The sequence below is a fragment of the Microbispora bryophytorum genome, assembly GCF_006874465.1.
In the GTDB taxonomy this organism is placed as follows: Bacteria; Actinomycetota; Actinomycetes; order Streptosporangiales; family Streptosporangiaceae; genus Microbispora; species Microbispora bryophytorum.
Genome location: NZ_VIRL01000005.1, coordinates 336,602 through 355,987 on the forward strand (window position 1 = coordinate 336,602; position 19,386 = coordinate 355,987).

Consider the following 19,386-nt stretch of genomic DNA (forward strand, 5'->3'; position numbering starts at 1 on the left):
AGGAGTCCCCCATGGAAGCGATGAAGCGCATCCAGTACCACCAGTACGGCGGGCCGGAGGTCATGCGGCTCGAAGCCTTCGAGCCGGCGCCGCTCGGCGCCGGCGAGGTCCTTGTCCGGGTGCGCGCAGCCGCGGTCAACCCGATGGACTTCGGGATCCGCGCCGGCCGCATGAAGCACGTGACCGGTCGGCGCTTCCCGCGCGCGATGGGTTATGACTTCGCGGGCGTCGTCGAGGCGGTCGGCGACGGCGTCACCCGGCTCCACATCGGCGACGAAGTGCTCGGCGGGACGCCGATCAAGTCCGCGGGCGCGTTCGCCGACGTGGTCGTCGCTCAGGAGAAGGGCGTCGTCAACAAGCCCGAGAACCTCTCGTTCGAGGACGCCGCCGCTGTCCCGACGGTCGGGATCACCGCCCTGCAGGCCCTGATCACGAAGGGAAGGCTGCAGCCGGGCGAGGCCGTGTTCGTGCACAGCTGCCTCGGCGGAGTCGGCCGCTCCGCCGTGCAGATCGCCCTCGCCCACCAGGCCACGGTCGCGGGTAGCTGCCGCGACAACGCCCGGTCCGAGGCGCGCGACCTCGGTGTCGACCCGGCCGTCGGCTTCGGCTTCGACCCCGCCTCGCTCGCACGGCGGTTCGACCTCGTCCTCATCACCGCCGGCACGCTCCCGGTGAAAGCCGCGCGGACGATGCTCAAGCCCGGGGGCCGCATCGTCAGCGTCCTGCCCACCCCGTCGAACCTCGCAAGAAGTGTCCTGCCCGGGCCGTTCCACGTTCTGATCGCCCAACCGGTCACCGAAGACCTCGAAGAGGTCGCGCGAGCCGCCGGCCAGGGATCACTGCGGCTACCGATCGCCCGCACCGTCCCGCTCTCGCAAGCCATCCCCGCCCTCACCGAGCTCGAACGGAACGGCACGGCCAAGCGGGGCAAGCTGATCATCACGCCGGGGTGACCCTCCACCGCCGCACCCTGCCGAGCCCTGCCGCCTCGGCGTGCGCAGGAGGCCTCGCGTGCGGGAGCACCGGTCAGACGGTCACCCTCTGGAGGAACTCGCTCACGTTGACCGCGGTCCTGCCGATCTTCTCTTCGAGCGTGAGCGATTCGGGCATCCGCCCGCCGGGCCCGACGTCCTTCTTGCCCCGCAGATACAGGGAGCAGGCCAGGTCGGTGCAGATGTAGGCGCCAACGGAGTTGCCGCCGCCACCGGTGCGGCGGGCGGTCATCAGCGACACGCCGTCGCCGGTGTGGGTGGTCAGGCAGAGCGAGCACATGCTGCGTCGTACGTGCCCGGCATTGGAGGTGGCCCGGCGGAGCGCCACCCCCACCAGACGGTCACCCTGCTCGGCGACCAGGTACGCACGGCCCGGAGAGGAGAGATCCTGCCAGCCCAGGAAGTCCAGGTCGTCCCAGGGCCGCACATCCAGGTCCCTCGGTACGGCAAGGCGCTTGGCCTCACCCTTGGTGCAGTTGACGAACGAGGCGCGGATCTCGCGCTCGGCAATTGGCCTCATAGGCACGAACCTACCGGCACCCGGTTTTAGCGGCAATTCATTATGTATCCTCCTAGGATCCCTAGGCAGCCCCTCGGGTACGTGGGGTGACGGGTCGAGCACTCTGCGTTACTATCCGATTACTGAAAGCAGAACTCGGCCTGCCTTAGGAGCGTCATGAAAAGGTTCGTCCTCGTCCCCGCCCTGACGGCCGCGACGATCGCGATCAGCGCCGGCGCCGCCTACGCCTCCCAGTACGTCGCCTATGAGGGGCCCGGCTTCAGCGGCAGGTCGGTGGTCATCGACCGCTGCGGCATGTCCAACATCCCCTTCCACGGCTCGTACCGGTGGTACGGCGACGGCCAGAGCGGCCGGATGTACAACCAGCCCGACGCACAGGGCGTGGCCCATTTCACGCTCGCCGCCGACAGGAACGCGGAGCAGAGGACTCCGGTCGGGTGGAAGAGCATCTTCATCGTCTGCTGACCCGGCTCCGCCACGCCCCGCCCCCGGCGCCCGCCGGGGGCGGGGCGTTCCGCGTGGCAGGAGACCACCGCTCCCGGCCGTGTCCGGCAGGTCGCGACGCCCGCGATCGTTCCCATCGTCGCGCGGCTCGACGCCCCCGCCGGAAAACTCCGATGCGTGCGGCAGGCGCCGGCTGGGAGACTGCGCGGATGATCGCACCACAACCGAAGAATGATCTGCACCGCTATCTGCAGGCCGCCCGCGACGCGCTGCTGTGGAAGCTCGACGGGCTGTCCGAGTATGAGGTCCGCCGCCCGCTCACCCCCACCGGCACCAACCTCCTGGGGCTCGTCAAACACCTCGCGGGGGTGGAGGCGGGCTACTTCGGCGAGACCTTCGGGCGGCCGTTCGGCGAACCGCTGCCGTGGACGGAGGACGACGCCGAGGACAACGCGGACATGTGGGCCACAGCGGATGAGTCGCGCGACGACATCGTCGGGCTGTACCACCGTGTCTGGCAGCATGCGGACGGCACGATCGACACGCTGGCGCTCGACGCGCCCGGCCACGTGCGGTGGTGGCCGGACGAGCGGAGCGAGGTGACGCTGCACCAGATCCTGGTGCACGTGATCGCCGAGACCAACCGGCACGCCGGCCACGCCGACATCGTCAGGGAGCTCATCGACGGGGAGGCCGGGCTGCGGGACGGCAACCTCAACCTGCCCTCCGGCGATCAGGAGTGGTGGGAGAGCTACCGGAACCGGCTGGAGCAGACGGCGGAGCAGTTGGCGGAGCAGACGGCGCGGTAAGCCGGCCGGGGCCCGGCACGCTGAGTCCGGCACGCTGAGTCCGGCCCGCGGAACCGGCCGGAAGTACGGTCGCGGGCGGCGCGAACCATGCTTCCGGCCGATAACGGCAGGGGGCCGCCGCCCGCAGGATGAGGCCCCATGCATCGTGAGAACTCCGCCTCCCCCGCCGTGCGCCTCCGGCCCGGCGAGGCCGGCCACGCCACCACCTCGGCGGGCCGCCCCCGCATCGCCGCGCTCGACGTCGTGCGCGGATTCGCCTTGTGCGGGATCCTGCTCGCCAACGTCCAGCCGATCGCCGCGACCGGCGCGTTCATCGAGCCGTCCGGTCCCGGGGGTAGTGAGGCCGCCTGGCTGGGCCTGCTCGTCGAGCAGCGTTTCTTCCCGATCTTCTCCCTGCTCTTCGGCGTCGGCTTCTCGCTGCTGCTGGACTCCGCGGCCGCCCGCGCCGCTAACCCGCGCGTGGTCCTGCTGCGCCGGCTCCTGGCGCTGCTCGCGCTCGGCGTGGCGCATTTCGTGCTGCTGTGGCACGGCGACATCCTCAGCACCTACGCCGTCATCGGCCTGCTGGTGCTGCTGCCCTCGACCTGGCTGCCCCGCCTGGCCGTCGCCGCCCTCGCGCCCGCGTTCGTCGCGGTGTCGCTGCTCGTCGGAGGCGACCGGTTCGCCCTGATCGCCGGGCTGTTCCTGCTGGGCTCGGCACTGGTGCGGTACGGCGTGATCGACCGGCTGGAGCAGTCGGCGCGGGTGCCGGCCACGCTCGGGCTGGTCCTGGCGGCCGCCGCGGCGCCCGTGCTCTGGCTCCAGACCCGGTTCGACTCGGCCGACCGCGGCTTCGGCATCTCGCTGGCCGGGGCCGGACTGCTGATCGCCGGGGTGTACGTCTGCGCCCTGCTGGTCGTGCTCAGGACCCCGCTGCGGCCGGTGCTGCGGGCCGTGTTCGCGCCGCTCGGGCGGATGGCGCTGACCAACTACCTGTCCGCGACGGTCCTCGTGCTGGCGGCGGGCCGCGCCCTCGACGGCCCGCCGCACACCTGGCCGGCCCCGGCCGTGCCCCTGATCGCCGGCGTCGTCCTCGCCGTGCAGTGGGCGTGGTCCACGCTGTGGCTGCGCCGCTACCGGCAGGGCCCGCTGGAGTGGCTGTGGCGCTGGGCCACCTGGGCCCGCCGCCCGCCCCTGCGCCGCGAGTAGGCCCCCACTCGGGTCGGCGCCACCAGGGGCAGAGCAAGGCCCGCCAGTAGGAGCGGAGCGGTGAACTGTCTCGTACCGGGATCGATGGAGACCATCAAGCCTGGGAGAACGAGGAGCAATGGCCGCAGGAACAGCCGTGCCGGCGCTCGCGGTTTTCCGTAGGCAGCGGTCTGACACGCACGCAGTTCGTGAGCGATGAGGTCCGGGATCGGGTGTCAGTGCTTGTGTTCCAGCGCCGCCAGCCGTTCGCGTACTTTGTCGCCGATGGTGACGAGCATCGCCATCTCTTCCGCGGTGAGATGATCGATGAGCACGTCGCGGACGTCGGCCACGTGCTGCGGAGCCGCGACCTTGATCAGCTCGCTGCCCCGGGGAGTGATGGCGACTACCGCCCCCCGTTGGTCGGCGTGGCACCGCTCGCGGGACACCAGGCCGCGATTTTGCATCCGGCCCAGGTGCTGAGACAGGCGGCTCTTCTCCCAGCGCAGCAACCGGCCGAGTTCGAACGACCTCAGCCGGCCTTCGGGCGCCTCAGAAAGATGAGCCAGGACCTGGTAGTCAGCGCCGGACAGCCCGCACCGGTTACGCAGCTGCCGCTCGATGAACTCCGACAGCCCGTCCTGCATCTTCATCAAGCTGCGCCAGGCCAGCTGTTCTCGCTCGTCCAACCACCGCGGCTCGGTCACGCACGTCACATTACCGTCTGGTTGACATGGTAACCAAGTGCCACGTACCTTTGGTTCACACGTTAACCAAATGGGGGGCGTCGATGCCTCAGCCGTTGACAACGACGGGTGGGCATGGCGTCTTATCCAGCTCCGGAAAGCAGGCACTCCATGAGCAGCGTCAGCATCATCGGCCTGGGGGGTATGGGCCGCGCCATTGCCGCCCGCGCGATCGAGGGCGGCCACGCCGTCGAGCTCATCGGCCGCGACGCGGCCAAGGCCAAGGACCTGGCCGCCGCGCTCGGCGGCGGGGCCACGGTCGGGACATTCGGCGCCGTCCCGGTTGGCGACATCGTCGTCCTGGCCGTGCCATACGCCAGCGCCGTGCCGGTCGTCGCCCAGTACGGGGACGCACTGGCCGGCAAGTTCATCATCGACATCTCCAACACGTTCAACGCCGACGCCACCGGGCTCGTCATCCCTGACGGCACGTCCGGTGCGCAGGAGATCGCCAAGGCGGTCCCGGCGAGCGCGCACGTCGTGAAGGCGTTCAACACGGTCTTCGGCCACGTGCTGGCCCAGGGGCGTGCGTTGGACGTGTTCTTCGCCGGAGACGACGCGCGGGCCAAGGCCGACGTGTCGGCGTTCATCGAGAGCCTCGGACTGCGCCCGCTCGATGTGGGCGGCCTGGAGATGGCCCGCTGGCTGGAAGGGGTCGGGCCGCTGCTGATGGGCCTGGCCCGCAACGGCGCGGGGACCTTCGACGTCGCCCTCCGCGTCGACCTCCCCGGCTGAGCGCACCCCTGCCAGTGGCCCGCGGCGCTCCCGCCGCGGATTCTCACGAAGGAGTCATCGTGCGTCTGATATGGCAGCTCTTGGCGGTTGTGGCGGTCTGGATCCTCGGCAGTCTGGGCACCGCGGCGGTGAAGGACACCCCCTGGCTGGCGCTCGTCGTCGGCCTGCTGACGGCCGTCGTCGCGGTCCTGGTCTACGGCTGGGTGGTGCGGCGCACCGAGCACCGGGCTCCCGTCGAGGTGTCGCTGAAGGGAGCAGGCGCGGGGATCAGCTGGGGCACGCTGCTCGGCATCGCGCTGTTCGGGGCGGTCATCGCGAACATCGCCTTCTTAGGCGACTACACGATCAACGGCCTGGGCACGCCGGCGAGCGCCGTCGGCCTGCTCGGCATCATGGCGGGTGCCGCCGTGACCGAGGAGCTGGTCTTCCGCGGTGTCCTGTTCCGGAACGTCGAGCACTGGACCGGAACCTGGATCGCGCTCGTGCTGACCGGCTCGCTGTTCGGCCTGATCCACCTGCTCAACGCGAACGCCACCCTGTGGGGCGCCATCGCCATCGCCATCGAGGCAGGCGGGATGCTGACCGCCGCGTACATCGCCACCCGCAAGCTGTGGGTGCCGATCGGTCTGCACTTCGGCTGGAACATTGCCGCGAGCGCCATCTTCAGCACCAAGGTGTCCGGCAGCAACACCCCGCAGGGCCTGCTGGACGCGACGATGTCGGGTCCCGCGCTGGTCACGGGCGGCGACTTCGGACCGGAGGGCAGTGTGTACGCCGTGGGTTTCGGCGTGGTGGCCACCGTCGTGCTCATGTGGCTGGCACACCGGCGTGGTCACGTGGTCCCCGTCCGTCGCTCGGCCCGGGCGGACGTGACCGCTGGGCCCGCCTGATGACAGGCCTGGGCCGCTACGGCGCGGGAAGCTTCGAATTCACCCTCGGCGTCAACACTTCTGCCTGAGCGCGCCCGCACCACCACTTCTCACGCCACATCAACCAACAAGGACCAGTAGCATGCGCGTTTTCGTCACTGGCGGGACCGGCCATTCCGGTTCGTACATCATCCCCGAGCTCATCGCCGCCGGGCACGAGGTCACCGGCCTGGCCCGGTCGGACACTGCCGCGGCGGCGCTGTCCGCGCTCGGCGCGAAGGTGCGTCGCGGCGACCTCGGGGATCTCGACGACCTCAAGGAAGCGGCTGCGGACTCCGACGGCGTCATCCACGTCGCGCACCGGCAAGACCTGCTTTTCTCCGGCGGGATCCACGCCGTGGCCGCCGCCGAGCTCCCGATCATGCTCGCCTACGGCGAGGCACTGGCGGGAACCGGAAAGCCGCTGGTCGCGGCGGGGAGCATCGGCTCGCCCGGGCAGGGATTCCTGGGCCGGACGGCCACCGAGGAGGACCCGGCCCTTCCCAGTGGCGATGAGCACAAGGGCACCCTGCGGGCTCGTAACGTCGTGGAAACCACCGTGATCGGCCTCGCCGAGCAGGGCGTGCGGTCTTCGGTCGTGCGGATCGCCAACATCGCGCACAGCACGACCGATCGTGCCGGCTTCCTCGTGCAGCTGATCGCGCTCGCGAAGGAGAAGGGCTTCATCGGCTACCCCGGAGACGGCGCGAACCTGTGGAACGCCGTGCACATCCGCGATGTCGCCTCCTTGTTCCGCCTGGCGCTGGAGAAGGGCCCGGCCGGCAGATACTGGCACGCGGTCGACGACGGGGGCATCCCGTTCCGGGAGATCGCCGAGGCCATCGGCAGCCGTCTGGGCCTGCCCGCCGTGAGCGTTCCCGTGGACGAACTGGTGCTGCCGGGATACTTCGGGTTCCTCGCGAACATCGTCACGCAGAGCTACCCGGCGTCCAACCTCATCACCCGCCGGACCCTCGGCTGGGAACCCGCTCAGCCCGGCCTGCTCGCCGGCTTGGACAACGGCCATTACTTCCCCGCCAGCTGACGGCAGGGACCCGAATCGCGACGAGCCCGGCAAATGACAAGGTTCCGCTCTTCTGGAGGGACGCTAAGAATATGACGACTGTGGGATTCATCGGAAGCGGATCCATCGGCAGTACCATCGCGCGGCTCGCCATCGAGGCCGGGCACCGGATCGTGCTCAGCAACTCGCGCGGTCCCGAAACGCTCGCGGACACGGTCGCAGAACTGGGGCCGCGGGCGTCCGCGGCGCCGAGCGGGGAGGCCGCGGCGGCCGGTGACATCGTCGTGGTCACGGTGCCGGTAAAGGCCTTCCCCAACTTGCCCGCCGCGCCACTGGCCGGGAAGACGGTCATCGACACGTGCAACTACGGCCCCGAACGTGACGGGCACATCCCGGAGCTCGACAGCAAGTCACTCACCTCGAGCGAACTGCTGCTGGGGTACATCCCGGACGCCATGGTCGTGAAAGCGTTCAACAACATCTTCTTCAAGCACCTGCTGTCACTCGCCCGCCCGGCGGAGGCGGCCGACCGCTCGTACCTACCGATCGCCGGGGACTCCGCGCCGGCGAAGGCGGCGGTGACCGAATTCATCGAATCCATCGGGTACAGCGTCGTGGACGCGGGACCACTGGCCGATAGCTGGCAGCAGGCGACGGGCACGCCGGTGTGGGGGACACCGTACGGACCGTTCTCGAACCAGAAGGGCCAGCCGGCCGGCGAGGACGCCATCCGCGCGGCACTGGCCGCCGCAACGCGGTAACCGCAAGTTGGCGCGGGCCGCGGTAGGGCCCGGCCGTGTTATGGCCCGTCCGGTGCGGTAGGGTGCCGGTCACAGCGACGACACGAGGAGGTGGGCCCCATCACCGCTGATCAGGTAGGGTGCTCCCTTCTCCCCATGCGTACGGTCGCGTAGAGACAGACGACCGCGGGAGCGCCCTCGGCACTCCGAAAGGCTCTCCCTTGTCACTGTCCTTCTCCCCTGCTCTTCCCTCGGTCGTGGCCCGGTTGCGGGCCGCCGGATGCGTGTTCGCCGAGGACGAGGCCCGCCTGCTGGTCTCCGCCGCGCGTACCCCCGCCGAACTCGACGACATGGTGGACCGGCGCGCCGGCGGCCTGCCGCTGGAACACGTCATCGGGTGGGCCGAGTTCTGCGGGCTTCGGCTGGCCGTCGATCCGGGGGTCTTCGTGCCCCGGCCGCGCACCGAGTTCCTGGTCCGCCAGGCCGCCGCACTGGCCCGGCCGGGAGCCGTCGTCGTCGACCTGTGCTGCGGCTCGGGGGCGATGGGCGCGGCGCTGGCCGCCACCGCGGGCCCGGTCGAGTTGCACGCCGTGGACGTCGACCCCGCCGCCGTGCGCTGCGCCCGCCGCAACCTCACCCCGGCCGGCGGCACGGTGTACGAGGGAGACCTGTACGCCGCCCTGCCCGCCGCCCTGAGGGGCCGGGTGGACGTGCTCGTCGCAAGCCCGCCGTACGTGCCCACCGGCGCGATCGGGCTGTTGCCGGCGGAGGCGCGCGTGCACGAGCCGCAGGTCGCGCTCGACGGCGGCGCCGACGGGCTCGACGTCGTGCGGCGGGTCGTCGCCGGGGCGGACGTCTGGCTCGCGCCGGGCGGTCATCTGCTGGTGGAGACGAGCGAGGCCCAGGCCCCGGAGACCGCCGACGCCGTCGCCCGCGCGGGGCTCGCCGCGCGTCTGACGTACGACGAGGAACTCGACGCGACCGCCGTGATCGGAACCAGGCGAGGCTCCGGTCGCCGAGCGGGCCACGGAGGCGGGACAACCGGTTGATCGGCTCCGGGCGCCCTTGTCCGGGCCCTCGGGGAGCGGAGGAGTGTGCCCATGACAGACGTGACGTCCTTCCTGCTGGAACGCCTGCATGCGGCCGGCCTGACCGACGTCGTCGCGGTCGAGCCGGCCGCCGGAGGCCTCGCCGCGACCGCGGGGCTCGCCCGCCGCGGTGACGGCACGACGGTGTTCGTCAAGGGGTTCGTCAAGGGGTTCGTCAAGGGGTTCGTCGGGGGGTTCGTCGGGGGGCTCGTCAAGTCGTCCGGCGAGCCGCCGTCGGACGACGTCTTCGCCGCGGAGGCCGAGGGGCTGACCGCGCTGCGCGAGGCGGGCGGCGTCGCCACGCCCGAGATCGTCCTCGCGGGCCGCGACCTGCTCGTGCTGTCGGCGCTGCGGCCCCGGCCGGACACCGAGGCCTTCTGGGAGCGGTTCGCGCATGCGCTCGCGCACCTGCACACCAGCACGCGCTCCCCCCGCTTCGGGTGGCACCGGGACAACTGGCTGGGCCGTCGCCGGCAGGTCAACACCTGGGATGACGACGGGTTCGCGTTCTTCGCCCAGCACCGTCTGCTGCGCTGGCTCGGCGAGCCTCGCGTCCAGGAGGCGCTCGGCGCCGCGGACCGGGCGGCGCTGGAGCGGCTGTGCGACCGTCTGCCCGAGCTGCTGCCGGTCAGGCCCGCGTGCCTGACGCACGGCGACCTGTGGGCGCTGAACGTCATGGCCACCCCCGGCGGGCGGCCCGCGCTGATCGACCCGGCCGTGTCGTACATGTGGGCCGAGGTCGACCTGGCCCACGTGTGGACGACGGCGCCGCCGCCCGAGGCGCACGTGTTCTTCGATCTGTACGCGGAGCTGACCGGGCTCGACCGCGGCTGGCGCGAACGCATGCCGATCCTCCAGCTACGCCAGCATCTGGCCGTGATCGCCCAGTTCGACCCCGACTGGGGTGCCGCCGACCTCGTGCGGGCCACGCTCGCCCCGTTCCGGCGGCGGTCGTGAGCTCGGGCCGGCTCGGGCTGTACTCAGGCTCGGGCTGTACTCAGGCTCGGGCTGTGCTCAGGCTCGGGCTGTGCTCAGGCTCGGGCTGTGCTCAGGCTCCACCGGTCGGCCGGCGCTACCGGCACGTCGCGCCCGGGGTGCAGAACCGCACCTCGGGGTAGCGCGCAGACGGCTCGTCCAGCAGGGGCTGCGGCTCGTGACGCAGGTGCCGGTCGAGGAAGGCGCGGACGTACGCGCGGGTGATCTCCACGGAGCGGGCCGGGGACAGGCCGTCCGGGACGGCGACGCCGACAGCGCCCGCCAGGAGCGGCACGTCGGTGAAGGACTGGTAGTCCGCGCCGGGCAGGACGAGCCAGCGTTTCCATCCGGTCAGGAGCTTCCAGTCGCGGTCCCAGGAGTTGTCGCGGCCTCCGGGCTGGTGTCCGGCCGATCCCAGGAACAGGAACGGCCGCGACAGCCCGCTCTTCGGGATCCGGGCGTAGGTGGTGCCGTCCATGTCGATCCCGGCGCGCACCCGCGAGTCCTTCATCATGGCGGCCACGGAGCCGGCCCCGCCGATCGAGTGGCCGGCCATCGCGATCTCGGACGGGTCGATCAGGGGGGAGCCCTCCCACTTCGCGTGTGGGCCGGTCAGCTGGTCGAGCACGAAGGAGACGTCTGCCGCGCGGACATCGGCCACCTTCGCGCCGAAGCCGGGGTCGGTGTCGCTGTCGCAGGCGACGCACTCGGCGACCCGCCCGTCCGGGAACGTCGTGGCGTAGTTCTCGTAGGTGTGGTCGACGCCGGCCACCACATATCCCCTGCTGGCCAGTTCCTCGCCCAGGGCGGTGAGCGTGCTCCGGGGCATGGTGAACCCCGGTGACAGCACCACCAGGGGCAGGCCGCCCGTGCGCCCGGCCGGTTTCGCGTCTTCGACGGCGTTGGTGCGGGTGCGGCTCAGCACGTCGTACGGCACACCGGTCACCTCCTTACCCTTCAGCGTGAGCTCGGACTCCTTGGCGGTCATGTAGGGGGCCCGCCGCCCCTCTCCCGCCTGAGCCGGATACCACACGGTCACCATGAGCTCCCTGACCTTCCCGTCGGGCACCCACGGGTCGGTGCGGGAGGTGTCCTTCACATACAGGGTGGTCGCGCCGACCGGACGGGTGCCGGTGGGCGCGGGCAGGGCCGCGGCGCCGGTGGGTGTGGCCGGCGGAGCGGTGGCGGCGACGGACCTGGGCGGGGCCGGTGCGGCGCAGGAGGCCGCGGCGAGGACGACCAGCCCGGCGACCGCCAGGTCTTTCACGGCATGACTCATGAAGCGGTCCGTCCTTTCGTGCGGGGCGTGCTCACGCCGCGCCGGTCACGTGTGCAGCAGGTTGAGGGCCTTATCGAGGGCGGGGTCGCGATCGGCGGCGGCGTCCCGCGGGGTCAGCGGCACGTGGTGGTCGGGCGCCACGCCGACCCGGTCGATCACCTCGCGGCCGGGCGCCAGGTGGTGGGTCGACGGGAGCGTCAGGGTGGTGTTGTCCCCGAGGAGATACGGCCGCGCAGGGCCAGAGACGGCGCCCGCGGTCCGCGTCCCGACCAGCTGCCCGAGACGCAGGTCCTTGACGGCGGAGCTGAAGTGCTCGCAGGCCGAGGCGCAACCGCGGTCGATGAGCACCACCAGCGGCAGGCCGAGCAGCGGCACGCTGTCGTCGGTCCGCATGGGGTCGCACGCGCCGTCCCCGGTGCTCAAGGAAGCCGCGCACTGGTACGCGGTGACCTTGCCGTGGGCGAACGCGCCCAGCAGCCGGTTCGCCTCGTCGGGGCTGCCGCCGCCGTTGCCGCGCAGGTCGAGCACGAGGCCGGTCAGCGTGTGGCCGGTCCTCATCCTGGAGATCGCCCTGAGGGTCCGGTTCGCGACGTCGGGTGCGAAGCCGCTGAACCGTACGTAGGCGATGCCGTCGCCTAGCAGCTTCGTCGTCACCACTTGCAGGGTGGCCGGATCGGGCTGGAACAGCTCCGGCTTCAGTGTCACGGTCCGGCGCCGGCCGGTTTCCTGCCGCAGGATCTGGAGCCGGACCGCTCTGGCTTCGGGATATCGCGGGTACAGCGCGGCGACGGCGGCCGGGGTGACCGCTCCGTCGACGAAGGGCGCCGATCCGTTGATCGACTCGATGACGTCGCCGGGGCGCAGCCCGGCCTCCTTCGCCGGTCCGCCCAGCACGGCGGTGACGAACAGCGGGGGCAGGGCGGTCCCCGGGTCGGCGCTCACCTGGGGGCCGACGTTGGCGCGCAGGCCCAGGCCGTACTGGTCGCCGTCATAGGAGTCCGGTGGCCGCTTGGCGCCGTGCGCCCAGCGGGCGTGGTCGTCACCCAGGCCGGTCACGATGGCCTGCAGGGTGGCGGCGGCCAGCCTGCTCTGGAGTTCGGCGTCGTCCGGCAGTCGGCCGGCGACGCGCCGCCACGCCGCCTCGAACGCCGCCCAGTCGGCGTGGCGGTCACCGGTCAACGCCGGCATCGTCGCCTCGGGCAGGTCGCGTCCGCCGCGGTTGAGCTCCCGGGTGAAGGCGGCGAATCCCGCGGTCAGCAGTGCGCGGGTGTCCAGCGTGGCCCTGCCGTAGTAGTTGGCGAGGATGCAGAAGTACGCCTGCTCGACGACGTCGATCGTGGTGGGCGTCTCCGGGGGGGGATTTCCCTGGGGTTCGGCGCAGACGGGCGATCCGCCGGTGGTCGTCGCGGCGGGCTGGGTCCGCGGCGGTGTCGCGGTGCAGGCCGCCGCCAGGAAGAGCACGAGCCCGGCCGTCACAGACTTGGCGGTCATGACAGGCGCCCGCGGATCCACCGGAAACAGAGACCGGCGAGGCCGGCGGTGAGGAGAACGTAGATCCCGGTCTCGATCCACTGGAACGGCCAGAAACGCTCGAACGGCTGGTAGGTCGCCCGTTGCCGGTAGCCCAGCCGGTTGATCTCGGCGATGCAGGCGTCGAAGCCCCGGCCCGGATCCTGGGCCTGCTGGGACGGCGCGCACGGTCCGGACGTCATGGACACGCGAACGGTGACGGGGGCGCCGTCGCCGCCGGCCACGCGTCCGGACGGATCGGTGAGGCGGCTGGACAGCACCCAGGCGCCCGTGTGCCCGGGTATCGCCCAATCCAGGATCACCTGCGGAAACTCCTCGTCGCTGGACTTGTTGAACGCGTCCACGTTCTCCGGGCCGAGCGCGAAGGATGAGGCGACCGGAGGGAGAAGGTGGGGGCGGACCGTCAACGGCATGACGATCTGAACCGCCGCGAAGACGGCCAGGGTGAGGGCCATGGCGGGCAGGGTGCGCCTGACGATCAGCCCCGTGGTCACGCCGAGCACGAACGCGAACGCCGCGTAGGCCATGGGGACGACGCCACGCGCGCCGAACACCAGGGGATCCATCAGCGTGAAGCCCGGCGCGGCGGACTTGTCCAGAGGGGCCGACCACCAGGTCACCACGAGACTGCACACTCCGGCGGCGGCCACGGCGGCCCCGCCGACGACCGTGAGCTTGACGGCCAGCCAGCGGGCGCGGGTGATGCTCTGGCTCCACACCAGCAGGTGCGTGCCGGCCTCCAGTTCGCGGCTGACCAGCGGCGCCCCCCAGAAGAGACCGAGCAGGGCCGGCAGGATCAGCACGATGACGGTCACGGCCAGGAACGGTGTCTGGTAGTCGTCGAAGAACCGGTCGAAGAAGCGTGCGCAGTCGCCGTCCCTGGTGCAGGCGGTGATCCCGGCGGAGTAGCCGGAGGCCAGTCCCGGCCCGGTCAGCGCCAGGGCGACGGTGAGCACGACGAGCGCGGCGGCCGTCGCCCCGGCCGCGACACGGAACTGGCGCCAGGTCAGCCAGATCATCGCTGCACCTCCAGGGCCGGTCGCAGGTGCGTGGGGGCGGGTGCCTCCATGTAGGCCAGGACGAGGTCTTCCAGGGTGACCTGGCTGACGCGCCAGGCGGGGTCGTGGATGGGGGCGTCGGTGCGGACGATGAGCGTGCTCTGCCGGTCGGTGTGGCTGGCGGAGACGACATGCTGATCGGAGGGCAGGCGGTCGGGGTCGCGGCGCGGGCCGGTGAGCCGGTGGTGGGTGGCCAGCAGTTCCTCGACCTCCCCCGCCACCCGCACGTGCGAGCCGACCAGCACGATCAGGTAGTCGCAGGTCCGCTCCAGGTCGGAGACCAGGTGGGAGGAGAGCACCACGCTGAGCTCGTGCTCGGCGACGGCCTCCATCAGGCCCTGCAGGAACTCGCGCCGGGCCAGCGGGTCGAGCGCGGCGACCGGCTCGTCCAGGATCAGCAGCTCGGGCCGTTTGGCCAGGCCCAGGGTGAGGGCGAGCTGGGCGCGCTGCCCGCCCGACAGCTTCCCCGCCCGGTGCCGGGGATCGAGGCCGAGCCGTTCGACGCGTTCTCGCGCGAGCGTCGCGTCCCAGCCGGGATTGAGCCGGGCGCCCAGGCGCAGATGGTCGGCGACGCTCAGCCCCGCGTAGACCGGAGTGTCCTGGGCGACGAATCCGATCCTGGCCAGCTGCGCCGGGTCCCCCACAGGACGGCCGCCCAGCACGGTGATGGTTCCCGAGGTCGGCGTCAGCTGGCCGGCGGCCAGCTTGAGCAGGGTGGTCTTGCCCGCGCCGTTGGGGCCCACCAGCCCGACGACGTGGCCGGCCGGGATGTCGATGGTGCAGTCGCGCAGCGCCCACCGCTTGCCGTACTTCTTGGCCAGGTCCCGGGCCTGTAAGACGGGGCTCACGCGATGCCCTCCTGGGAGGCGGTCCGGAAGGTGGTCATGAACAGCGCCTCGATGCTCTCGTCGTCGAGGCCGGCCAGGCGGGCCTTGGTCAGCCATCGGCGCAGGTCCTGCCGCAGCCGGCCGTGCGCGGCCAGTGAGGCGTCCGTCAGCGTCCTGGTCACGAACGTCCCGACCCCCGGCCGGGCGGCCACCAGCCCCTCGTGTTCGAGCTCCCGATAGGCCTTGAGCACCGTGTTCGGGTTGATCGCCAGCCGCGCCACCACGTCCTTGACGGTCGGAAGCTGATCGCCTTCATCCAGCAGGCCCAGCCGCAGCGCGTGCCGCACCTGCTGGACGAGCTGCAGGTACGGCGAGAGACCGGACCGGCCGTCCAGGTAGAACTCGATCATTGGAACCTCTATTCAACTAGGTTCCTAGTACTTTAGGAGTCTAGTTGTTAAGAGGCCATAAGGATCAACGAATCAGGCCTGTCGGCGTGCGCCGGCGACATAGTCGTGCAGGCGGGCCGATCCTTCGAGCATCGCGATGGCCGTGGCGGCGAGGGCGGCGCCGCGCTCGGACAGGGCGGCGCGCAGCGCCTCGGTGCTGCCGGTGCGGCGCAGGCCGTCGAGCACGTCCCCGATCCGCGCGAGCGGATATCGCCCCTGGCGGAGCATGTGGATCATCCGGGCGTCGCGGACCTCGGCCGGGCCGTACCACCGGTAGCCGGTGCCGGGCTCGCGCTGCGGCGTCAGCAGCCCGGAGGCCTCCCACACCCGCAACGCCGAGGTGCGTACGCCGAGGAGGGCGGCCACCTCCCCGATCCGCAGAGCGGACTGCGGCGCGGCCGGGCCACCGGGATCCTGCCCGGCGACCGCTTCGAGCGCCTCCCCCGTCGCCCGCAGGGCGAGCCGCTGCTGATGCAGCGCGGCATGGCAGGCGTCCACGAGGGCGAGCGCGCCCATGAGGTCGCCGTCGTGCACGGCCAGCATGATCGAACGGGCGGCCTCCCACCCGTACCCCTTGGCCAGCGCCCGGTAGGCGAGCAGGGCCTCGCGGTGCCGCGTGTCGAACCTGCGGTAGCCGGCGGCCGTCCGCTCGGCGGGCGGGAGGATTCCCGCGTCGGCGTAGTTGCGGATCTGCTGGGTGGAGACCCCCGCCTCCCGCGCCAGATCGACCGGGCGTAGCGCCCTGCGGTTCACCTGACTTGAGGCTTCGGGTCGCATCCGCTCATGGTAACGGCCCGCGAGTCTCAAGCGCCGCTCGTCAGGTGACGGCCCGGCGCAGGGCGTAGACGGCGGCGCCGGCCGCCAGTACGGCGGCCCCGGAGACCACCGACGACAGCGGCAGGGAGAAGGCCAGGACCAGGCACCCGGCCAGACCGACGGCGGGCACGGCAAGCGGCGGCCGTCCCTCATCGGGGCTGAGGGTCCACGCGGCGGCGTTGGCGAGGGCGTAGTAGACCAGCACGCCGAAGGAGGAGAACCCGATCGCGCCGCGCAGGTCCGCGGTCGCGGCCAGGATCGCCACGACCGCGCCGACGGCCAGCTCGGCGCGGTGGGGCACCTTGAAGCGCGGATGGACGGCGGCGAGCGCGTGCGGCAGGTGCCGGTCGCGGGCCATGGCCAGCGTGGTGCGGGACACCCCGAGGATCAGCGCGAGCAGCGAGCCGGTCGCGGCGAGCGCGGCGCCCGCCCGTACGACCGGGGCCAGGCCGGGATGCCCGGCCTCCCGCACGACGGCGGCCAGGGGCGCGACGGCGTCACCCAGCGCCGCACTGCCCAGCACGGCGAGCGCGGACACCGCGACCGCCGCGTAGACGACCAGGGTGAGCCCGAGTGCGAGCGGAATCGCGCGGGGGATGGTCCGCGCCGGGTCGCGCACCTCCTCGCCGAGGGTGGCGATGCGGGCGTAACCGGCGAAGGCGAAGAACAGCAGACCCGCCGCCTGCAGCACCCCTCCGGCGGTGGCGTCGGAGCCGACGTCCAGCCGTGCCGGGTCCGCGGCGCCGGAGGTCAGACCGGCGACCACCACGGCGGCCAGCACCGCGAGGACCACCCCGACGATGACCCGGGTGAGCCAGGCGCTCTTGTGGATTCCCACGTAGTTGACCGCGGTCAGCGCCACCACGGCCGCCGCCGCCACCGCGTGGGCCTGCTCCGGCCACACGTAGGAGCCGACGGTCAGCGCCATCGCCGCACAGGAGGCGATCTTGCCGACCACGAACGCCCACCCCGCCAGGTAGCCCCAGAACTCCCCCAGCCGCTCCCGGCCGTACACGTAGGTGCCGCCGGAGGCGGGGTAGCGCGCGGCCAGCCGGGCCGAGGAGGTCGCGTTGCAGTAGGCGACCACCGCCGCGGCGGCCAGCCCGAGCAGCAGCCCGGACCCGGCCGCTTTCGCCGCCGGCGCCAGCGCGGCGAAGATCCCCGCGCCGATCATCGAGCCCAGCCCGATGACCACGGCGTCGGTCAGGCCCAGCCGGCGCTCCAGCGGCCCCTCCCCTGCCCGGGCCGGTGTGCCCATGGCGACCTCCATTGATGTCCGCTCACGGTGGTTTGTCTCAGGGCCACAGGCGGTGCCGCGCCCAGGAGGTCTCCTCGCGCGTGTACCGCAGGCGGGTGTGCCGGCGGTCGCGGTCGGCCTGCCAGAACTCGACTTCTTCGGCGTGCACGCCGTACACGGTCCATTCCGGCGCGACCACCCCGGGGTCGGCCTCGATCCTGGCGTGGGCCGCGCGGAGGGCGGCGTCGAGGTCGGCCGGGTGGTCAAGGACCTGTGACTGGCGGCCGGTCAGCGCGTCGGCACGCGCGCCGGGGGAACGGGCGAGGAAGTCGGCGGCGCCGCGCTCGGCGTCCTCCGGGACGGCCGTGCCCCGCACCCGGATCTGACGGCCCTGCTCGGGCCAGTGGAAGCACAGAGCGGCGTACGGAGTGACGGCCAGCTCCCGTCCCTTGCGGCTGCCCGCGCCCGTCGCGAAATACCAGGTGCCGTCCGCCGCGAGATCCTTGCAGATCAGCACGCGGGAGGATGGCCGTCCGCGGCTGTCGGCGGTCGCCAGCGACATCGCATGCGGTTCACGCACCCCGGCCTCGACCGCCGCGGTCAGCCACTCCACGAACAGGGCGACCGGGTCGGACGGCGCGGCGTCGGCGTCGAACCCCGGAAGTTCGGTGTCGAAGACCGCAAGCCCCCGCAACAGTTCACGAATCGACCCCACCGCGACGCTCTCCCCCACGATCACTCCTCCACTTCGAGCCGTCAGGCTCACCGCCACGAGGCCGGGAATCCGCCTCGTCGGCAGTGTTCCATCAAACGCTGTTTCATCAAATCGATTTGATGTATTGTCCGGCTCATGGCGTCGTCCGATCAAGCCCTTCCGGCGTTCGTGCGGCTGGCCGGCCACGCGCTGCGCTGGCGGCTGCTGACCGAGCTCGCCGCAGGCGACCTGCGGGTCCGTGAGCTGATGACGCTGGTCGAGGCGCCGCAGAATCTGGTCTCCTATCATCTGCGGCTGCTGCGCGACGGCGGCCTGGTCACCGCGACCCGCAGCAGCCGCGACGGCCGCGACAGCTATTACCGGCTCGACCTGGACCGCTGCGCGCAGGCCCTGGCCGGCGCCGGGGCCGCCCTGCATCCGGCCCTGCATCCCGACCTGCGGGGCGTTTCGGAGCCGCCGGAGCCTCCGTCGCGGTGGCCCCGCCTCTCGGTGCTGTTCGCCTGCACGGGAAACAGCGCCCGCTCACCGATCGCCGAAGCCCTGCTGCGCCATCACACCGCCGGTCGCGTGACCGTGACCAGCGCCGGCAGCCGGCCCGCGGCTCGGATGCACCCGCACGCCGTACGCGTGCTGCGCGAGCAGTACGGCATCGACATCGCCGACCGGCGGCCCCGCCACCTGGACACGCTGCGCGGCCACCGGTTCGATTACGTCATCACGCTGTGCGACAAGGTCCGCGAAGTCTGCCCCGAGTTCGGCGACCACGTTCGGCGGATCCACTGGAGCACCCCCGATCCGGCTGCGGCGGGCCGGTCGGAGCAGGACGTCCATGCCGCGCTCGTCCGAGCGGCGGCCGACATCGACACGCGCATCCGTTACCTACTGCCCGTCCTGGCTCATACTCCGGAGGCTCACTCATGACCGTGACCGGCCACTACGCCAGCGTCCGCTACCTCGTCGACGACGTCCGGGCGGCCGTCGGCTTCTACACCACCCATCTCGGCTTCACCCTGAACAGCGGCGCCGGACCCGCCTTCGCCGACGTGGTGCGCGGGCCGCTGCGGCTGCTGCTGTCCGGGCCCGCCAGCTCCGGTGCCCGCGCCACACCCCCCGAGGCCGCCGGCGCGGGCCGCAACCGCATCCTGCTGGTCGTCGACGACCTGGACGCCGAGATCGGCCGGCTCCACGCCGCGGGACTGTCCTTCCACGGCGAGGTGGTCACCGGCCCCGGCGGCCGGCAGATCCTGCTCCCCGACCCCGCCGGCAATCTCGTCGAGCTGTTCCAGCCCGCCGACCGGTCCTGACCTCGGCGGGCCGGGCCGGTCAC

General features: G+C 72.0%; 22 protein-coding genes. 12 read left to right on the forward strand and 10 right to left on the reverse strand.

The annotated features are described in order from the left end of the window. The first annotated feature begins 11 nt into the window (after positions 1-11). On the forward strand, positions 12-953 hold the full coding sequence (locus FLX07_RS13545; RefSeq protein ID WP_142571097.1) for an NADP-dependent oxidoreductase: 942 nt from the start codon (positions 12-14) through the stop codon (positions 951-953). A 73-nt stretch (positions 954-1,026) separates the two neighbouring features. Here FLX07_RS13545 and FLX07_RS13550 read toward each other — a convergent pair whose 3' ends face one another. Further along, entirely contained in the window at positions 1,027-1,512 is a 486-nt protein-coding gene (locus FLX07_RS13550; protein ID WP_142571098.1) for an FBP domain-containing protein, read from the reverse strand. Between the two features lie 156 nt (positions 1,513-1,668). On the opposite strand from FLX07_RS13550, the gene FLX07_RS13555 reads away from it, so the two are divergent. The 3 genes from FLX07_RS13555 (at position 1,669) to FLX07_RS13565 (ending at position 3,953) form a co-directional block, all read left to right on the forward strand. After that, positions 1,669-1,977 (forward strand): MiAMP1 family antimicrobial peptide, encoded by a 309-nt coding sequence (locus FLX07_RS13555; RefSeq protein WP_142571099.1) that lies wholly within the window; start codon positions 1,669-1,671, stop codon positions 1,975-1,977. A gap of 188 nt (positions 1,978-2,165) precedes the next feature. After that, positions 2,166-2,765 carry a DinB family protein gene (locus FLX07_RS13560; RefSeq protein WP_142571100.1) on the forward strand — a complete coding sequence of 200 codons (600 nt, stop codon included), beginning with the start codon at positions 2,166-2,168 and terminating at the stop codon, positions 2,763-2,765. A gap of 138 nt (positions 2,766-2,903) precedes the next feature. After that, a complete protein-coding gene (locus FLX07_RS13565; RefSeq protein ID WP_142571101.1) occupies positions 2,904-3,953 on the forward strand; it encodes a DUF418 domain-containing protein in 1,050 nt (349 codons plus the stop codon). A gap of 215 nt (positions 3,954-4,168) precedes the next feature. Here FLX07_RS13565 and FLX07_RS13570 read toward each other — a convergent pair whose 3' ends face one another. Continuing rightward, on the reverse strand, positions 4,169-4,639 hold the full coding sequence (locus FLX07_RS13570) for a MarR family winged helix-turn-helix transcriptional regulator (RefSeq protein WP_142571102.1): 471 nt from the start codon (positions 4,637-4,639) through the stop codon (positions 4,169-4,171). Positions 4,640-4,789: 150 nt separating this feature from the next. On the opposite strand from FLX07_RS13570, the gene FLX07_RS13575 reads away from it, so the two are divergent. From FLX07_RS13575 to FLX07_RS13600, 6 genes are all read left to right on the forward strand, one after another. Further along, positions 4,790-5,413, forward strand: a complete 624-nt coding sequence (locus FLX07_RS13575) for an NADPH-dependent F420 reductase (RefSeq protein ID WP_142571103.1) — start codon at positions 4,790-4,792, stop codon at positions 5,411-5,413. A gap of 59 nt (positions 5,414-5,472) precedes the next feature. Next, entirely contained in the window at positions 5,473-6,303 is an 831-nt protein-coding gene (locus FLX07_RS13580) for a CPBP family intramembrane glutamic endopeptidase (RefSeq protein WP_142571104.1), read from the forward strand. Between the two features lie 121 nt (positions 6,304-6,424). Next, entirely contained in the window at positions 6,425-7,366 is a 942-nt protein-coding gene (locus FLX07_RS13585) for an SDR family oxidoreductase (protein ID WP_142571105.1), read from the forward strand. A gap of 71 nt (positions 7,367-7,437) precedes the next feature. Then, entirely contained in the window at positions 7,438-8,106 is a 669-nt protein-coding gene (locus FLX07_RS13590; RefSeq protein WP_208762197.1) for an NADPH-dependent F420 reductase, read from the forward strand. 200 nt (positions 8,107-8,306) lie between these two features. Continuing rightward, entirely contained in the window at positions 8,307-9,134 is an 828-nt protein-coding gene (locus FLX07_RS13595) for a putative protein N(5)-glutamine methyltransferase (protein ID WP_208762198.1), read from the forward strand. Between the two features lie 51 nt (positions 9,135-9,185). Then, positions 9,186-10,130, forward strand: a complete 945-nt coding sequence (locus FLX07_RS13600; RefSeq protein WP_142571106.1) for a fructosamine kinase family protein — start codon at positions 9,186-9,188, stop codon at positions 10,128-10,130. 115 nt (positions 10,131-10,245) lie between these two features. Here the strand turns inward: FLX07_RS13600 and FLX07_RS13605 are convergent, their stop codons facing one another. The 8 genes from FLX07_RS13605 to FLX07_RS13640 all read right to left on the reverse strand — a co-directional run bounded on the left by FLX07_RS13605 (position 10,246) and on the right by FLX07_RS13640 (position 18,077). Further along, positions 10,246-11,427 carry an alpha/beta hydrolase family protein gene (locus FLX07_RS13605; protein ID WP_142571107.1) on the reverse strand — a complete coding sequence of 394 codons (1,182 nt, stop codon included), beginning with the start codon at positions 11,425-11,427 and terminating at the stop codon, positions 10,246-10,248. 45 nt (positions 11,428-11,472) lie between these two features. Continuing rightward, entirely contained in the window at positions 11,473-12,918 is a 1,446-nt protein-coding gene (locus FLX07_RS13610; protein ID WP_142571108.1) for a S41 family peptidase, read from the reverse strand. Beyond that, positions 12,915-13,976 carry an ABC transporter permease gene (locus FLX07_RS13615; RefSeq protein ID WP_142571109.1) on the reverse strand — a complete coding sequence of 354 codons (1,062 nt, stop codon included), beginning with the start codon at positions 13,974-13,976 and terminating at the stop codon, positions 12,915-12,917. Before FLX07_RS13615 ends, FLX07_RS13610 begins: the two co-directional genes overlap by 4 nt. Then, positions 13,973-14,863, reverse strand: coding sequence for an ABC transporter ATP-binding protein (locus FLX07_RS13620; RefSeq protein ID WP_142571110.1), 891 nt, complete (start codon positions 14,861-14,863; stop codon positions 13,973-13,975). Before FLX07_RS13620 ends, FLX07_RS13615 begins: the two co-directional genes overlap by 4 nt. Further along, positions 14,860-15,252: a GntR family transcriptional regulator gene (locus FLX07_RS13625; protein WP_167748235.1), complete on the reverse strand. Its 393-nt coding sequence runs from the start codon at positions 15,250-15,252 to the stop codon at positions 14,860-14,862. Before FLX07_RS13625 ends, FLX07_RS13620 begins: the two co-directional genes overlap by 4 nt. A gap of 72 nt (positions 15,253-15,324) precedes the next feature. After that, the gene (locus FLX07_RS13630) at positions 15,325-16,068 is read right to left on the reverse strand and encodes a MerR family transcriptional regulator (protein WP_142571112.1); all 744 of its coding nucleotides are present in this window, start codon (positions 16,066-16,068) and stop codon (positions 15,325-15,327) included. Positions 16,069-16,108: 40 nt separating this feature from the next. Next, positions 16,109-17,365: an APC family permease gene (locus tag FLX07_RS13635; protein WP_142571113.1), complete on the reverse strand. Its 1,257-nt coding sequence runs from the start codon at positions 17,363-17,365 to the stop codon at positions 16,109-16,111. A gap of 37 nt (positions 17,366-17,402) precedes the next feature. Further along, a complete protein-coding gene (locus FLX07_RS13640) occupies positions 17,403-18,077 on the reverse strand; it encodes a pyridoxine/pyridoxamine 5'-phosphate oxidase (RefSeq protein WP_208762199.1) in 675 nt (224 codons plus the stop codon). 117 nt (positions 18,078-18,194) lie between these two features. On the opposite strand from FLX07_RS13640, the gene FLX07_RS13645 reads away from it, so the two are divergent. Both FLX07_RS13645 and FLX07_RS13650 read left to right on the forward strand, forming a co-directional pair. Beyond that, complete coding sequence (locus FLX07_RS13645) at positions 18,195-18,980, forward strand: arsenate reductase/protein-tyrosine-phosphatase family protein (RefSeq protein ID WP_142571114.1); 786 nt, start codon at positions 18,195-18,197, stop codon at positions 18,978-18,980. Next, entirely contained in the window at positions 18,977-19,363 is a 387-nt protein-coding gene (locus FLX07_RS13650) for a VOC family protein (RefSeq protein WP_189104917.1), read from the forward strand. Before FLX07_RS13645 ends, FLX07_RS13650 begins: the two co-directional genes overlap by 4 nt. The last annotated feature ends 23 nt before the right edge of the window (positions 19,364-19,386 follow it).

What these genes read in the sequence shown, in the direction of transcription:
- FLX07_RS13545 (WP_142571097.1), top strand. Translation starts at nt 12, where the DNA reads ATGGAAGCGATGAAGCGCATCCAGTACCACCAGTACGGCGGGCCGGAG.
- FLX07_RS13550 (WP_142571098.1), bottom strand. Translation starts at nt 1,512, where the DNA reads ATGAGGCCAATTGCCGAGCGCGAGATCCGCGCCTCGTTCGTCAACTGC.
- FLX07_RS13555 (WP_142571099.1), top strand. Translation starts at nt 1,669, where the DNA reads ATGAAAAGGTTCGTCCTCGTCCCCGCCCTGACGGCCGCGACGATCGCG.
- FLX07_RS13560 (WP_142571100.1), top strand. Translation starts at nt 2,166, where the DNA reads ATGATCGCACCACAACCGAAGAATGATCTGCACCGCTATCTGCAGGCC.
- FLX07_RS13565 (WP_142571101.1), top strand. Translation starts at nt 2,904, where the DNA reads ATGCATCGTGAGAACTCCGCCTCCCCCGCCGTGCGCCTCCGGCCCGGC.
- FLX07_RS13575 (WP_142571103.1), top strand. Translation starts at nt 4,790, where the DNA reads ATGAGCAGCGTCAGCATCATCGGCCTGGGGGGTATGGGCCGCGCCATT.
- FLX07_RS13585 (WP_142571105.1), top strand. Translation starts at nt 6,425, where the DNA reads ATGCGCGTTTTCGTCACTGGCGGGACCGGCCATTCCGGTTCGTACATC.
- FLX07_RS13590 (WP_208762197.1), top strand. Translation starts at nt 7,438, where the DNA reads ATGACGACTGTGGGATTCATCGGAAGCGGATCCATCGGCAGTACCATC.
- FLX07_RS13600 (WP_142571106.1), top strand. Translation starts at nt 9,186, where the DNA reads ATGACAGACGTGACGTCCTTCCTGCTGGAACGCCTGCATGCGGCCGGC.
- FLX07_RS13605 (WP_142571107.1), bottom strand. Translation starts at nt 11,427, where the DNA reads ATGAGTCATGCCGTGAAAGACCTGGCGGTCGCCGGGCTGGTCGTCCTC.
- FLX07_RS13610 (WP_142571108.1), bottom strand. Translation starts at nt 12,918, where the DNA reads ATGACCGCCAAGTCTGTGACGGCCGGGCTCGTGCTCTTCCTGGCGGCG.
- FLX07_RS13615 (WP_142571109.1), bottom strand. Translation starts at nt 13,976, where the DNA reads ATGATCTGGCTGACCTGGCGCCAGTTCCGTGTCGCGGCCGGGGCGACG.
- FLX07_RS13625 (WP_167748235.1), bottom strand. Translation starts at nt 15,252, where the DNA reads ATGATCGAGTTCTACCTGGACGGCCGGTCCGGTCTCTCGCCGTACCTG.
- FLX07_RS13630 (WP_142571112.1), bottom strand. Translation starts at nt 16,068, where the DNA reads ATGCGACCCGAAGCCTCAAGTCAGGTGAACCGCAGGGCGCTACGCCCG.
- FLX07_RS13635 (WP_142571113.1), bottom strand. Translation starts at nt 17,365, where the DNA reads ATGGGCACACCGGCCCGGGCAGGGGAGGGGCCGCTGGAGCGCCGGCTG.
- FLX07_RS13645 (WP_142571114.1), top strand. Translation starts at nt 18,195, where the DNA reads ATGGCGTCGTCCGATCAAGCCCTTCCGGCGTTCGTGCGGCTGGCCGGC.
- FLX07_RS13650 (WP_189104917.1), top strand. Translation starts at nt 18,977, where the DNA reads ATGACCGTGACCGGCCACTACGCCAGCGTCCGCTACCTCGTCGACGAC.